Origin of the sequence: Micromonospora sp. NPDC049089 (assembly GCF_040648775.1) — a bacterium.
In the GTDB taxonomy this organism is placed as follows: Bacteria; Actinomycetota; Actinomycetes; order Mycobacteriales; family Micromonosporaceae; genus Micromonospora.
The window spans coordinates 1-13,865 of sequence record NZ_JBEZEH010000010.1 but is presented as its reverse complement, the minus strand read 5'-3'; the positions used below and the strand labels follow the sequence as shown (position 1 = coordinate 13,865).

Sequence of the window (13,865 nt, the reverse complement as noted above, 5' to 3'; positions counted from 1 at the left end):
CTCCGGCGGGTCGCTGTCGTCCGCCGCGGGTCAGGCGGCGGGCGGCAGCACCTTGGCGACCAGCTTGGCCAGCTCGCGCAACGCCTTGCCCCGGTGACTGATCGCGTCCTTCTCCGCCGGGGTCAGCTCGGCGTTGGTCCGGTCCTGTCCGTCGCCCAGGAAGATCGGGTCGTAGCCGAACCCACCGTCACCACGCGGCGCGCGCAGCACCCGACCGGACTGCCGGCCGTCGACGAGGTGCTCCTTGCCGCCCGGCAGCACCAACGCGACGGTGCAGACGAACGAGGCGGCCCGCTGCTCGTCGGGCACGTCGCCGATCTGGTTTAGCACCAGCTGAAGGTTGGCCCGGTCGTCGCCGTGCTTGCCGGACCAGCGGGCGCTGAACACACCCGGCATCCCGTTGAGCGCGTCGACAGCGAGCCCGGAGTCGTCGGCGATGGTCGGCAGGCCACTCTGCCGGCAGCCCTCCCGCGCCTTGATCAGCGCGTTCTCGCCGAAGGTCAGGCCGGTTTCCGGCAGCTCCGCGTACTGCTCGATGTCGTCCAGCCCGAGCAGGGCGATCCGGTGCGCGCCGAGCGCGCCGTCCAGGATCCGCTGAAGCTCGACCAGCTTCTTACGGTTACGGGTGGCGAGCAGGACCTTGTTCATGCGAGTGCCTTCCGCTGGGCTTCGGCCAACTCGGCGCAGCCGGCGACGGCCAGGTCGAGCAGGGCGTCGAGCTGGTCGCGGGCGAACACGCCCGCCTCGCCGGTGCCCTGCACCTCGACGAAGTCGCCAGCGCCGGTGCACACCACGTTCATGTCCACCTCGGCGGCGACGTCCTCCTCGTAGCAGAGATCGAGCCGGGCCTCCCCGGCGATGATCCCCACGCTGACCGCGGCCACCGAGCGGTGCATCACCTTCTCCGGCTTACCGGCCAACGACTTGCGGGCGGCGAGCCAGCCCACCGCGTCGTGCAACGCGACGTACGCGCCGGTGATCGCGGCCGTGCGGGTGCCGCCGTCGGCCTGGAGCACGTCGCAGTCGAGCACTATCGAGTTCTCGCCGAGCGCCTTGAGGTCGATGCTGGCCCGCAGACTACGGCCGATCAACCGGGAGATCTCATGGGTACGGCCACCGACCCGACCCTTGACGCTTTCCCGGTCGGAGCGGGTGTTGGTGGCCCGGGGCAGCATCGCGTACTCAGCGGTCACCCAACCGAGCCCGGAGCCCTTGCGCCAGCGGGGCACCCCCTCGGTGACGCTCGCCGTGCAGAGCACCCGGGTGCCGCCGAACTCGACGAGCACCGAGCCCTCCGGATGGGTGCTCCAGCCTCGGGTCACTGTCACCGGTCGGAGTTGAGAGGGCCCTCGCCCGTCAGGTCGCGCCATCCCTGCACCCTATGCGGTGCGGCGATCCACCCCGCTCGCGGTGCCCAGGAGAACGTCCGCGTCGTGCACACCGAGGAACCCGGCAACCGCGGCCGGCCAGCCGAACTCCTCGGCCCGCGCCCGGGACCCGGTGCGTCAGATGTCGTAGCTGGCGCCGGGCCGGACCACCTCGAGCGGCCCGCTGTACGCGGCGGCGGCCGACTCCAACGTGTGCGCCTCGCTGCCCCAGGCGGGCACCAGGTGGGTGAGCAGCAGTCGACCCACAGCGGCCTTGGTCGCCGCCTCGCCGGCCTCCCGGCCGGTCAGGTGCAGATCCGGCGGATTGTCCACGCCGTCGAGGTAACTGGCCTCGCAGAGGAACACGTCGGCGTTCTGGGCCAGCCGCAGCAGCGCCTCACAGGGCGCGGTGTCCGACGAGTAGCACAGCGAACGGCCGTCGTGCTCCAGCCGCACACCGTACGTCTCGACGGGGTGGTTGACCCGGTCGACGGTGACGGCGAACGGGCCGATCGGGAAGGTGCCCGGCTGGAGCGCGTAGAACTGGTACACGTCCTCCACCGAACCGTCGTCCCCGTAGGCGGCGCTGAGCCGGTCCGGCGCGCCGGCGGGCGCGTACACCGGCAGCGCGGGGTAGGGGCCGTCCGGGGCGTACCGGCGCACCACCACGTAGAGCACGGCGTCGAACATGTGATCACAGTGCAGGTGGGTCAGCAGGATGGCGTCCGGGGCGTGCAACCCCGCGTACCGCTGGAGGCTGGACAGCGACCCCGAGCCGAAGTCGACCAGGAGCCGGAAACCGTCGGCCTCGACGAGGTAGGCCGAGCAGGGCGACTCGGGGCCAGGGAAACTGCCGGCGCTCCCCAGAACAGTCAGTCGCATCGAGTGGTCTCGCTGTCACTGTCAGTAGCAGCTGTGCCGGCGATAGTCCCAGCCATGATCTCTACCGACGCGTACGCCACGCTGCGCAGCCTACGCTGGCGCACCCGGCAGCAAGAATCATCCAACGGAAGTTGTCACGAACGTGACACCTGCTCGCGGTACATCACAACGCGGACGGGCCGTCGACGAATGTCGACGGCCCGTAGTCGGCAGACCAGATCGGTCAGGCCCAGAGCTGCCCCTCCAGGGCGTCCTCGGCGTCGGCGAGGGTGCCGCCGTACGCGCCGGTGGACAGGTACTTCCATCCACCGTCGCAGACCACGAAGGCCACATCGGCCCGCCGGCCGTCGCGCACCGCCTCGTGCGCCACCGCCAGCGCGGCGTGCAGGATCGCACCGGTGGAGAAACCGGCGAAGATGCCCTCCACCTCCACCAGCTGGCGGGTACGCAACACCGCGTCCCGGGTGCCGACCGAGAACCGCCGGGAGAGCACCGAGGCGTCGTAGAGCTCCGGAACGTACCCCTCGTCGATGTTGCGCAGCCCGTAGACCAACTCGCCGTAGCGCGGCTCGGCAGCCACGATCTGAATGCCCTCGACCTTTTCCCGCAGATAACGCCCGGTGCCCATCAGGGTGCCGGTGGTGCCCAGCCCGGCCACGAAGTGCGTGATGCTGGGCAGGTCGTGCAGCAGCTCCGGCCCGGTCGTCTCGTAGTGCGCCCGCGCGTTCGCCTCGTTGCCGTACTGGTAGAGCATCACCCAGTCGGGGTGCTCGACGGCGATCTGCTTCGCCGTGGCGACCGCCTGGTTGGAACCACCCGCCGCCGGCGAGAAGATGATCTCGGCCCCGTACATCCGGAGCAGCTGCACCCGCTCGGTGGAGACGTTCTCCGGCATCACGCAGACCAGCCGGTAGCCGCGCATCTTCGCCACCATGGCCAACGAGATGCCGGTGTTGCCGCTCGTCGGCTCGAGGATGGTGTCACCAGTGCGGAGCCGGCCAGCCTCCTCCGCCGCCCGGACCATGAACAGCGCCGCGCGGTCCTTGATGCTGCCGGTGGGGTTGCGGTCCTCCAGCTTGGCCCAGAGCCGCACCGGAGGGGCACCCTCGGGCGCCGTCGGGGACAGTCGGGGCAGGCCGACCAGCGGAGTACCCCCGCAGGCGTCGAGCAGGCTTTCGTACCGCGCCATGGCGGCCGACCTCAGCGAGCCGCGACGGCGTCGCGGGCCAGCACGTCGACGGCACCCTGCGAGCTGATGCTGTGCGAGCTGATCGCCGCTGCCGCGGCGCTGTGCGAGCTGATCGCCGCTGCCGCAGCGCTGTGCGAGCTGATCGCCGCTGCCGCAGCGAAGCCGAACGCACCGCCGGCCACCGCCGGCAGGATGGTGACGCTGTCGCCGTCGGAGAGCTTCGCGTCGAGCGCACCGAGGAAGCGGACGTCCTCGTCGTTGACGTAGACGTTGACGAAGCGGTGCAGCGTGCCCGCGTCGGTGATCAGCCGGCCGCGCAGACCGCCGTGCCGGGAATCCAGGTCGGTGAGCAGATCGGCGAGCGTGTCGCCGGTGCCGTCGACGACCTTGGCGCCGCCGGTGTAGCTGCGCAGGATGGTGGGGATGCGAACCTCAATAGCCATGATGGGGAACTCCTCGATCGGGTGTGCCTACGGTGACGGGACGAGATGGCTGCGGCGCTGACAGGTCAGCGGCCGGAACACTCGTAATCGACCGTCGCCGGGCTCTGCCCGAACATGTAGGACTGGACGGCGTGCGGGTCGACACCGGCCTCCACGACACGGACCGGCTCCTCGGTGATCACGCCGTCGACGATCCGGAACGACCGGATCTCCTCCGAGTCGGGCTCACGGGTCGAGACGAGCAGGTAGTGCGCCCCCGGCTCACCGGCGAAGGCGACGTCCGTCCGCGACGGGTACGCCTCGGTGGCGGTGTGCGAGTGGTAGATGACGACGGGCTCCTCGTCCCGGTCGTCCATCTCCCGCCACACACGCAGATGCTCCATCGAGTCGAACTCGTAGAAGGTCATCGACCGCGCCGCGTTGTCCATCGGGATGTGCCGGGTCGGAGTGTCACTGCCGACGGGACCGGCGACCACGCCGCACGCCTCGTCAGGGTGATCCCGGCGCGCGTGGGCGACGATCGCGTCAATGATCGACCGGTCGATGCTCAGCACGTGCACCAGCCTAACGCCTGCCGGGCACAGGTCGAAGTGGTGCCGGTCACCCTTAGTCGATCAAGGCGTTGAGCAGCGACTCCTGTAGATACCCGAGATAGGCGTAGACCGAAAGCTGGAACACCCGGCTGGAACCCGGGTCCTCAGCGACAGCGTCGTCCAGCTCCTCGCCCAGATCCGTGCCGTCCTTGATCTCCAGGCGGACGCCCATCGCGAGCCGTGCGTCGTTCAGCGCCCGCAACCACGCCTCGGCGGCCTCGGCGTCCAGCCGCACCTCGCCGCCGGCCTCGTCCGGCAACGCGGCCAGGATCGCCCCCGCCTGATCGATCTTCGCGGTCTTCAGGTCGCCCTCGGTGTAGCGGCGAAACTCGGCGGTGCCCGGAGCGTCCTGCGGGTAGACCGCCGGAAAAAGCCGACCGACCACCGGGTCGGTGTGGTCGAAGCCGTCGGTGAGCAGACCCACCACCTCGGAGGCGACCTTGCGCAGCACCCGCACCTCGTCGACGGCGAAGACGGCGACGTAGTGACCGGCCTGGCGATGGAACATGCTCATGATCTGTCCACCGTCGCCCACAGCCCGTACGCGTGCAGCTGCGACGCGTCGTGCTCCATCCGTTCGCGGGCACCGGTGGAGACCACGGCACGGCCCTTGTGGTGCACGTCCAGCATCAGCTGTTCGGCCCTCTCCCGGCTGTAGCCGAAAAGCTTCTGGAAGACCCAGGTCACGTACGTCATCAGATTGACCGGGTCGTCCCACACGATCGTCACCCACTGCCGGTCGGACGCCGGCACCTCGTCAGTGTCCGGCGTCTCGACCGGTGCAACCTGCGGAGCCGCCATGCCCCCCATCGTGCCACCGGTTTCCCGGAACCGAGGAACCGGAACGCCGGACCGGCGCGGATCACCCACCCCGGGCCCTCCCGACCCGCCCCGGACGCCATCGGCGGCGGGGTCCGGCCCGGACCCGGACCAACCGGTGGGCGCGCCGTCAGGCGAGCAGAATGCCGTGATCGACTGCATCGGAGAGCACCACGCCCAGCGAGAGGCGGATCACCTCGAACCGTCGGGAGATCTCCCTGGACAACCCCAACTCGACCTCGCGCACCGCCCGCTGGGACCAGGCTCGCGCCGCGCTGTGGTCGCCGTTGCCCGGCGTACGCCACTGCTGCCAGCACCCGCCGGAGAGCGCCACCGCAATGGGCGGGAGCACCTCGTCCCGGGACGCCATCGGATAGCTGGCGGCGGCGTCGATCGCCTCCAGGCCGGTCAACTCGGCCACGCCCGCCGTGCTGGTGATCAACAGCACCTTGTCCAATTCGTGGCCGGGCCGGTGATCGGCCAGGCCGTACTGCACAGCGGTGGCGATCCGGCGGCGCACGCCTTCGGCCGGCGGCGCGCCGAGCACCTGGGACGCGACGTCGGTCATGATGCCGCGCACCGCCTGGTCGCACTGCGCGGTCGCCAACAACGACAACGCCGCCATCTCACGGTCGAGGAGATCGGGTAGGCCGGCAAGGCCGACTCCGAACACGATCTCCTGAACGGCCCGAAGGTGGATGTTCGCCAACTCCAGGGCGAGGTGCTGGCGGATCCGCTGAGCACACGAGCGGGCATGGCGGTCGAGCCGCTCGGACCAGTCACCCGGATCGGCGGCCACGGCCACGCGGCCCTGCTGGCCCGGCAGGATCGGTGGGTCGACGCTGGCCCGCTGCAACCCCTCACGCGACGCCCAACCCACCAGCGCCCGCCGCAGGTCGGCGGCAGTGTCGGCGCCGTCGACCGGGAACCACCGCGCGCCGGCCAGCGCCGGCACCGCGGCCAGGAGCGCCGCCCGATGCGCCTCCACAGTGACCGCGACCGCATCCACCTCGGTCTCCGCATCCCCGACCGGCGGGACGGACGCCCCCGCGCCCTCCGTAGTCGCCGTGCCGTCGGCCAGCGGAGCCCACCCCGCCGCGCCCGGGGTGACCGCGAAGACGACCTCCACCGAGGTCGGGGCGACTTCGGCGAGCAGGTTCAACTCGGCGGCGGTGAAGGCCTGGTCGGCGGCGATCACGAAGAGCAACGCGCCGGCCCGGCCCACCGCTTCGAGCAGCACCCGGGTGCCGGACACACCGAGGGTGGCGGTGTCCGGAACGTCGACCAGGGTGAAGTGCCGCAGCAGCGGCTGGGGCACGCTCAGCTCGACACGCCGGGGCGGGCGGGCCAACGCCGGACCGGCGGCGTCCCGGTCCGCGCCGTACGAGTGCGGCTGCCGGTAACCGGGCACGAACGCCGCCCGGGTGGGCACCTTGGCGTCGCGCATCACCAACCAGCTGCCCGCCGGCACTGTGAGCATGACCGGGTCGAGCTCGAGCAGGGTGGCCAGCACAGCACGCCGCTCAGCACCGGCCGGGCCAACGGCGACCACACCAAGCGGCTCATCCGGGGCGGCGCCGGACACGCCGACCCGGGTGGGGAGGGGGCCGCAGGTCGGTAGGTCTGCTGGACCGGTCATGTCGTCCGGCGAATCGACCGAGGGGAGAGGGCCCTGCTTCATCAGGTGCCTCCCGTTGCGGGTGACCGGAGATCCGGTCGCGGAATTTCCGGTACGTCAATCGGATGTCGGAAGACTACGGGCGGGCCGACGACCGGGCGGAACACCTCGAATACTCAGCGGTAATTGTGCGATTACTCAACTTCGCACGGTGACGGTACGGGCGCGGACGGATTCCGGTCGATATGCTGCGCGAATGAGTCGATGGGAGTTCGTCGGCCGCACAGATGAGCTCAACCGTTTGCTGGAGGCCGTGACCGGCGAAGCCGGCCGCGGGCTCTTCTTCAGCGGCAGCGCTGGCATCGGCAAGAGTCGCCTGCTGCGCGAGGGCGTGGGCGCGTTGCCCACCGACCGGTTCGCGATCTGGTCCATCGCCGCCAGCGCCACCACTGCGGCGCTGCCATTCGGTGGGCTCGTCCAGGTCCTCCCCGCCGAGCAGCCGCAGGGCCTCTCCCCCGCCGGCATCCTGCGCTGGGCGCTCAACGTGCTGCAACAGCAGGCGGCCGGCCGACGGATCGTGCTCGCCATCGACGACGCCCACCTGCTCGATCCCCCCTCGGCCGCACTCGTGCATCTCGTCGCCCGCGCCGAGAACGCCACAGTGGTCGGCACCCTGCGCGACGGTGAGCAGATCCCGCTGCCGATCCGCGCGCTCTGGACCGACGACCTGGTCGAGCACGTCGAGCTGACCCCGATGCCGCAGGAGGAGACAACCGACCTGCTGGCGGCGATCCTGGGCGGCCCGGTCGACGCCAACTCGGCCGACCGGCTCGGCCGGCTGTCGGCCGGCAACCCGCTGCTGCTGCGCGAGCTGGTGCACGCGGCCAACGGCAGCGCCGAGTTGAAGCGCACGTACGGGATCTGGAAGTGGACCGGGCGACTGGAGCTGGCGCCCAACCTGACCGACCTCATCGACACCCGGGTCGGCAAACTCACCGACGGCGTCCGCGCGGTCGTCGAGCTGGTCGCGTTCGGCGAACCACTGGGCCTGCACCTCCTGAGGCAGGCCGCCGAACAGTCGGACGTGGAGACCGCCGAGGAACGCGGGCTGATCACCGTCATCCAGCACGACCGGCGCACCAACGTCCGGCTGGCACACCCGCTCTACGGCGAGGTGATGCGCCGTCGCTGCCCGGTCAGCCGCACCCGCCGGCTTCAGGCACACCTCGCCGAGTTGCTCGAGCAGGTCGGCAAACGCCGACGCGACGACCTGTTGCGGGTGGCGGTCTGGCGACTCGACTCAGGCACCGCACAGGATCCGGCTCTGCTGCTGGACGCCGCGGTGCAGGCGTTCACCCGCTACGACGTGCCGCTGGCGACCCGCCTGGCGCGGGCCGCGCTGCACACCGACGGCGGCTACGACGCGGCGGAGCTGCTGGCCACCATCCTGATGTTCGCCGACCGGCCCGACGAGGCGATCGACGTCCTCGACGCGGTCACCCCCAAGCCCGGCGACGAGCGGCGGCTCTGCCGGTGGCTGACCGTACGCGGCATGGTCAGCTACTGGGGGCTGAGCCGGCAGTCCACGGTGGAGGAGATCGCAAGCCGGGCCGAGCAGCTCAGTGACTCCGCCGACCGGTCCCGGGTGCACGCATTCGAGGCGATCATGCGCCTGCACCGCCTGGACACGGCCACCGCCGTGCAGCTCAGCCGACGGGTGCTCGACCGTCCGGCGGCAGGCGTCGCCGCCCGCGAGCTGGCCCGCTCCACCATCGCGTACGTCCAGGCCGCGCAGGGCGAGCTGACCCGCAGCGGTACGGCGATCGCCCAGGTGCACTCGGCCGCGGCGAGCTGGCGCACCGACATGCCGTACCTCCAGCTGGCCCTGGAACTGGCCCGAGGCACCCGGCTCATGCTCACCGGCGACCTGGCCGGGATCGACGCGATCGTGGCCGACGAGTTCGCCGACCTCGCCGGAGCCGGCGACTTCCGCCTCGGCACCGGCTACCTGGCCATCCTCCAGGCGTACGCGGCCCGGCTGCGTGGGCAGAGCGACGCGGCCATGCGGACCTCGCTGGGTGCCTGCGCGGTGCTGGCCACGAGCCGGGTCTACGCCGGTCTGGCCCAGGCCGAACGCGCCCAGGCGGCGGCGCTGCGCGGTGACGCCGCGCAGGCGGTTGCGGCGATGGCCGAAGCCGACCGCACGCACGCGCCGGGCATGGCGGTGCTCTACCCGTGGCTGGAGCAGGCCCGGGGCGCGTCGCTCGCCGCGTCGGGCGACCTGCCGGGCGCGGTCAAACACCTCGGTGACCTGGTGGACCGGCTGCGCTCCGACGGCTTCGCCGGGCACGAGGTGCATGTCCTGCACGACCTCGTCCGACTCGACCAGGCGGGCATGGCTGTCGGCCCCACCTGCTCCGACGGCAGCCGCCGCACCGTCGCGCAGCGCCTCGCCGAGCTCTCGGAGCGGGTCGACGGGGTGCTCCCGCCGCTGCTGGCCCGGCACGCCCGCGCCGCGGTGACCGACTCCCCCACCGATCTGCTGGCGGTCGCCGACGACTACGCCGCCCTGGAGTTGACCGTGTACGCCGCAGAGGCCACCTCCCAGGCCGTCCAGCGGCTGCGCCGGCAACACTCGGCCGCCGCCAACGACGCCCGGGAACGCCTCGCCGGGTTGCTCGGGCGCTGTGACCTGATCCGGACGCCGGCGCTCCAGGCCGGAGCGCCAGTGCTCACCGAGCGGGAGTGGCAGGTGGCGCGCCTCGCCGCGCACGGCGCTCCCAGCCGGGCCATCGCCGAACGGCTCTACCTCTCGGCGCGCACAGTGGAGAACCACCTCCAGCGGATCTACGCAAAGCTCGGCGTCACCGCCCGGGCCGAACTGTGGGCGGCGTTGCGCTCGATCCCGGGCCACGACGGCGGCGACCCGAGCTGAACCTTAGGCTGGGGCGGTGAGCAACCACCGCCCCGCGCTCCTGACCGACCACTACGAGCTGACCATGGTCAGCGCGGCATTGAAGGACGGCACCGCCGACCGCCGGTGCGTCTTCGAGGTGTTCAGCCGCCGGCTGCCCAGCGGCCGCCGGTACGGCGTGGTCGCCGGGACGGCCCGGCTGATCGAGCTGATCCGCGACTTCCGGTTCGACCCCACCGAGGTCGATTTCCTGCTGCGGACCGGGGTGGTCGACGAGACGGCGGCGGCGTGGCTCACCGACTACCGCTTCACCGGCGACATCGACGGGTACGCCGAGGGTGAGCTGTTCTTCCCCGGTTCACCGATCCTCACCGTCTCCGGCGGCTTCGCCGAATGCGTGGTGCTGGAGACGGTGGCGCTGTCCGTGCTCAACCACGATTGCGCGGTGGCCGCCGCGGCGGCCCGGATGGTGACCGCGGCGCGGGGCCGGACGCTGATCGAGATGGGGTCGCGTCGGGCACACGAGGAGGCGGCGGTGGCCGCGGCGCGGTCCGCGTACCTGGCCGGGTTCCGGTTCACGTCCAACCTCGCCGCCGGCGCGCGCTACGGCATCCCGACGGCGGGCACGGCAGCGCACGCGTTCACCCTGCTGCACGACGACGAGCGGGCGGCGTTCGCCTCGCAGGTCGCCACGCTGGGCAAGGACACCACGCTGCTGGTCGACACGTACGACATCAGCCAGGGCATCCGCAACGCCATCGCGGTGGCCGGGCCGGACCTGCGGGCGATACGGATCGACTCCGGCGACCTCGCGGTGATCGCTCAGCAGTCCCGGGAGTTGCTCGACTCGCTGGGCGCCACCGAGACCAAGATCATCGTTTCCGGTGACCTGGACGAGTACGCGATCGCAGCGCTGGCCGCCGAACCGGTGGACATGTACGGCGCCGGCACTGCCGTGGTCACCGGCTCCGGGGCACCGACCGCCGGGCTGGTCTACAAATTGGTCGAGGTCGAGGGCCGGCCGGTCGTGAAGCGATCCGAGCACAAGGCCACCATCGGCGGTCGGAAGGTAGCGGTCCGCCGGCACAAGCCGACCGGCACCGCCACCGAGGAGGTCATCGTCCCGCAGGGCGTTCCCGACCGGCAGCCCAACGACCGCCTGCTCCAGCAGTCGTACGTGGTCGCCGGCGAGTCGGTGACGCTGCCCACCCTCGACGAGTCACGGGAGCACCTGCGGGAGTGCCTGATCTCCATCCCGTGGGAGGGACTGAAGCTCTCGGCCGGCGACCCGGCCGTGCCGGTCACCGTCGTACCCGCTGGCTGAGCCATCCCCCGAGCACCACCGACCGACAGTGCGGAGAGAGGAAACCCCCCGATGGCCAACGCGCTGATCATCGTGGACGTGCAGAACGACTTCTGCGAGGGCGGCTCGCTGGCCGTCGCCGGCGGCGCAGGGGTGGCCGCCGGCATCTCCCGGTTGCTCGCCGCCGAGCCGGACCGGTGGACGCACGTGGTCGCCACCAAGGACTACCACGTCGACCCGGGTGCCCACTTCGGCGATCCCCCGGACTTCGTGGAGTCCTGGCCCCGGCACTGCGTGGTCGGCACCAGCGGTTCGGAGTTCCACCCGGAACTGAACACCGCGAAGGTCGAGGCGATCTTTCACAAGGGCGAGCACGCGGCGGCGTACTCCGGTTTCGAAGGCCATGCCGAGGACGGCGAGTGCCTGGCCGACTGGCTGCGCCGGCGCGACGTGGACCGGGTCGACGTGGTCGGCATAGCCACTGACCACTGCGTCCGGGCGACCGCGCTGGACGCCGCCCGCGAGGGTTTCGCCACCACCGTGCTGCTGGAGTTGACCGCCGCCGTCGCCCCGGCGACCACCGACGTGGCCCTACGCGCGATGGAGGGCGCCGGGGTGCTCATGCACGGCCAGCCTGTGATCAGGGCCGCATGAGGCGCTAATTGGTTGGCCAAGGGGCCGCCGCCGGTCGAGGATGTCGCCGGAGGTACGGACCCACGTGAACATGAAGCCTTACCGGCGGGCGCTCGCCCTGCCCGGCCTGCGGTCGCTGCTACTGGTTGCCGTCCTCGCCCGCATCCCGCTCACCGCGACCGGGGTGACGCTCACCTTCCACGTGGTCCTCGATCTTGATCGTGGCTATGGGGCGGCCGGCCTGGTGGGCGCGGCGGTCACGGTGGGCGCGGCGATCGGCGGGCCGCTGCTCGGCCGACTCGTGGACCGGCGTGGACTGCGCCCGGTCCTGGTGCTCACCGCGATCGCTGAGGCGATCTTCTGGTCCACCGCGCCGTCCCTGGCGTACCCCGTGCTCCTGCCGGCCGCCTTCGTGGCCGGCTCCCTGGCCCTGCCCATCTTCTCCGTGGTCCGTCAGTCGATCGCCGCGCTGGTACCCGAGGACCAACGCCGCCAGGCCTACGCACTGGACTCGATGTCGGTGGAGCTGTCCTTCATGATCGGCCCAGCGTTGGCGGTGGCCCTGGTCACCGCGATCTCCGCGCAGACCACCATGTATCTGGTTGGCGGCGGCATCGTCGCCGCCGGGATCGCCCTGTGGGTCGTCAACCCACCGATCCGGGAGGCCAACGAACCCACCGGCCCACAACGCCGGGTGCCACGCCGGGAGTGGCTGACCCCGCGACTGCTCGCCATCCTGGCGCTCAGCGCGGCCGCGACCCTGGTGCTCGGGGGCACCGACGTGGCGGTGGTCGCTGTCCTGCGAGCCAGCGGCGAGGTCGGCTGGACCGGCGTGGTCCTGGCCATCTGGGCGGTCGCCTCGCTGGCCGGCGGTTTCGCCTACGGTGCCGTACACCGCTCGTTCTCCCCGCTGGCACTGACCGCCGCGCTGGCCCTGTGCACCATTCCGGTGGGGCTGGGCGGTGCGCACTGGTGGCTGCTGTGCCTGGCGCTGATCCCCGCCGGCGCGCTCTGCGCGCCGACCATCGCGGCCGGCTCGGACGCGGTCAGCCGCCTGGTACCGGCCGAGGTGCGCGGTGAAGCGATGGGTCTGCACGGCTCTGCGGTCACCGTCGGCATCGCGGTCGGCGCACCGCTCGCCGGCGCGGTGATCGACGCCAGTGCGCCACTCTGGGGCTTCGTGGTGACCGGGGCGCTCGGCGCGCTGGTCACCCTGGTGGTGCTCCCGATCGAGTTGCGCCGCCGCCGCATCGCCGAAGCAGCCACCCCGCCGCCCGCCGAGGCCGACCTCACCCTCACCGCCCGCTGACACCCGGGCCCAGATCCAACGGCCCGGCCCGGACAGGGCAATCTAAGCCGGGCACGCCCCGGGCAGCAGCCCAGGCCGGGCCGCGCACTGCGGGCCAGGGCCGCGCAGTGCAGGCGGGGCCGCGCACTGCAGGCCGGACACTGCCGGCCGTGCGGGCCAGACACTGCCTGCCGGGCGGGCCAGACACTGCCTGCCGGGCGGGCCAGACACTGCCTGCCGGGCGGGCCGAGCGCTGCGGGCCGGGCAGGGCAGCCGGGCACGAGGCGGGGCGTGGCGCTCAATATCTGACGTAGCTACATCGGCCCCGTCAGTCTCAGGCATGCCGGGATAACTGCAGATCGCGGTATCCGCCCGACAGCCGGCAGGCATACACGCCATTAAGCGTGATGTCTGTGAGTCATCGTGATGACTCACAGACATCACGCTCATGAGCGACTTCGCCTGCCCTGGCGCCGCGCCACCGCCGGACGGGCCGAGCCGCCGCCAGCCGGGGCCAAGCTGCACCGGGCCAGGCCGAACCGAGCCAGGCCAGGCCAGGCCAGACCAGGCCAGGCCAGACCAGGCCAGGCCGGACCAGGCCAGGCCGGACCAGGCCAGGCCGGACCGAGCCGGTCCAACGCTAGGCCGGGCAGAAACGGACCGAGCGAACCGTCCCGGGACGGGCCGACGCCGAGCGGGCCTGGGGAGCGAAGGGGAGCGGCCGGAACGAGGGCGAGCAGTAGGAGTGACAGTGACTGGAAATGGCGACGGGCGCCGCCCCCCCGTGCACGGGGGGGGCCGCCCCGGCCCTGCCGC

12 protein-coding genes and 1 pseudogene are annotated in these 13,865 nt (G+C 71.8%); 4 read left to right on the top strand and 9 right to left on the bottom strand.

Translation table 11 applies throughout. The features are described from left to right. Positions 1–30 precede the first annotated feature (30 nt). From rdgB to AB0B48_RS03495, 9 genes and pseudogenes are all read right to left on the bottom strand, one after another. A complete protein-coding gene (rdgB, locus tag AB0B48_RS03535; protein ID WP_357195314.1) occupies positions 31–648 on the bottom strand; it encodes an RdgB/HAM1 family non-canonical purine NTP pyrophosphatase in 618 nt (205 codons plus the stop codon). Beyond that, positions 645–1,370 (bottom strand): ribonuclease PH, encoded by a 726-nt coding sequence (gene rph, locus AB0B48_RS03530; RefSeq protein ID WP_203117891.1) that lies wholly within the window; start codon positions 1,368–1,370, stop codon positions 645–647. The genes rdgB and rph overlap by 4 nt, the downstream gene beginning before the upstream one ends. Positions 1,371–1,505: 135 nt before the next feature. Continuing rightward, positions 1,506–2,249, bottom strand: coding sequence for an MBL fold metallo-hydrolase (locus AB0B48_RS03525; protein ID WP_357195310.1), 744 nt, complete (start codon positions 2,247–2,249; stop codon positions 1,506–1,508). Between the two features lie 223 nt (positions 2,250–2,472). Continuing rightward, positions 2,473–3,438, bottom strand: coding sequence for a pyridoxal-phosphate dependent enzyme (locus tag AB0B48_RS03520; RefSeq protein WP_357195306.1), 966 nt, complete (start codon positions 3,436–3,438; stop codon positions 2,473–2,475). Positions 3,439–3,581: 143 nt separating this feature from the next. Then, a pseudogene (locus tag AB0B48_RS03515) lies at positions 3,582–3,881 on the bottom strand (MoaD family protein); the annotation flags it as partial. A gap of 65 nt (positions 3,882–3,946) precedes the next feature. Then, positions 3,947–4,435 (bottom strand): M67 family metallopeptidase, encoded by a 489-nt coding sequence (locus AB0B48_RS03510; RefSeq protein ID WP_357195301.1) that lies wholly within the window; start codon positions 4,433–4,435, stop codon positions 3,947–3,949. Positions 4,436–4,487: 52 nt separating this feature from the next. Continuing rightward, a complete protein-coding gene (locus AB0B48_RS03505; RefSeq protein WP_210780952.1) occupies positions 4,488–4,988 on the bottom strand; it encodes a DUF2017 domain-containing protein in 501 nt (166 codons plus the stop codon). Beyond that, positions 4,985–5,275: an ATP-dependent Clp protease adapter ClpS gene (gene clpS, locus AB0B48_RS03500; RefSeq protein ID WP_088946433.1), complete on the bottom strand. Its 291-nt coding sequence runs from the start codon at positions 5,273–5,275 to the stop codon at positions 4,985–4,987. Before clpS ends, AB0B48_RS03505 begins: the two co-directional genes overlap by 4 nt. 148 nt (positions 5,276–5,423) lie before the next feature. Then, entirely contained in the window at positions 5,424–6,932 is a 1,509-nt protein-coding gene (locus AB0B48_RS03495) for a hypothetical protein (RefSeq protein WP_357195297.1), read from the bottom strand. 235 nt (positions 6,933–7,167) lie between these two features. Here AB0B48_RS03495 and AB0B48_RS03490 point away from each other — a divergent pair, with 235 nt between their 5' ends. The 4 genes from AB0B48_RS03490 to AB0B48_RS03475 are packed head-to-tail and all read left to right on the top strand — an operon-like array spanning position 7,168 to position 13,070. After that, on the top strand, positions 7,168–9,846 hold the full coding sequence (locus tag AB0B48_RS03490) for a LuxR C-terminal-related transcriptional regulator (protein WP_357195294.1): 2,679 nt from the start codon (positions 7,168–7,170) through the stop codon (positions 9,844–9,846). 16 nt (positions 9,847–9,862) lie between these two features. Next, the gene (locus tag AB0B48_RS03485; protein ID WP_357195291.1) at positions 9,863–11,149 is read left to right on the top strand and encodes a nicotinate phosphoribosyltransferase; all 1,287 of its coding nucleotides are present in this window, start codon (positions 9,863–9,865) and stop codon (positions 11,147–11,149) included. A 51-nt stretch (positions 11,150–11,200) separates the two neighbouring features. Next, positions 11,201–11,782, top strand: a complete 582-nt coding sequence (locus tag AB0B48_RS03480) for an isochorismatase family protein (protein ID WP_357195288.1) — start codon at positions 11,201–11,203, stop codon at positions 11,780–11,782. 40 nt (positions 11,783–11,822) lie between these two features. Further along, positions 11,823–13,070 (top strand): MFS transporter, encoded by a 1,248-nt coding sequence (locus AB0B48_RS03475; RefSeq protein WP_357195285.1) that lies wholly within the window; start codon positions 11,823–11,825, stop codon positions 13,068–13,070. The last annotated feature ends 795 nt before the right edge of the window (positions 13,071–13,865 follow it).

Excerpts from the sequence above, each read along its gene's own strand:
- rdgB (WP_357195314.1), bottom strand. The coding sequence starts at position 648 with ATGAACAAGGTCCTGCTCGCCACCCGTAACCGTAAGAAGCTGGTCGAG.
- AB0B48_RS03505 (WP_210780952.1), bottom strand. The coding sequence starts at position 4,988 with ATGAGCATGTTCCATCGCCAGGCCGGTCACTACGTCGCCGTCTTCGCC.
- AB0B48_RS03520 (WP_357195306.1), bottom strand. The coding sequence starts at position 3,438 with ATGGCGCGGTACGAAAGCCTGCTCGACGCCTGCGGGGGTACTCCGCTG.
- AB0B48_RS03490 (WP_357195294.1), top strand. The coding sequence starts at position 7,168 with ATGAGTCGATGGGAGTTCGTCGGCCGCACAGATGAGCTCAACCGTTTG.
- AB0B48_RS03475 (WP_357195285.1), top strand. The coding sequence starts at position 11,823 with ATGTCGCCGGAGGTACGGACCCACGTGAACATGAAGCCTTACCGGCGG.
- AB0B48_RS03480 (WP_357195288.1), top strand. The coding sequence starts at position 11,201 with ATGGCCAACGCGCTGATCATCGTGGACGTGCAGAACGACTTCTGCGAG.
- rph (WP_203117891.1), bottom strand. The coding sequence starts at position 1,370 with ATGGCGCGACCTGACGGGCGAGGGCCCTCTCAACTCCGACCGGTGACA.
- AB0B48_RS03525 (WP_357195310.1), bottom strand. The coding sequence starts at position 2,249 with ATGCGACTGACTGTTCTGGGGAGCGCCGGCAGTTTCCCTGGCCCCGAG.
- AB0B48_RS03495 (WP_357195297.1), bottom strand. The coding sequence starts at position 6,932 with ATGACCGGTCCAGCAGACCTACCGACCTGCGGCCCCCTCCCCACCCGG.
- clpS (WP_088946433.1), bottom strand. The coding sequence starts at position 5,275 with ATGGCGGCTCCGCAGGTTGCACCGGTCGAGACGCCGGACACTGACGAG.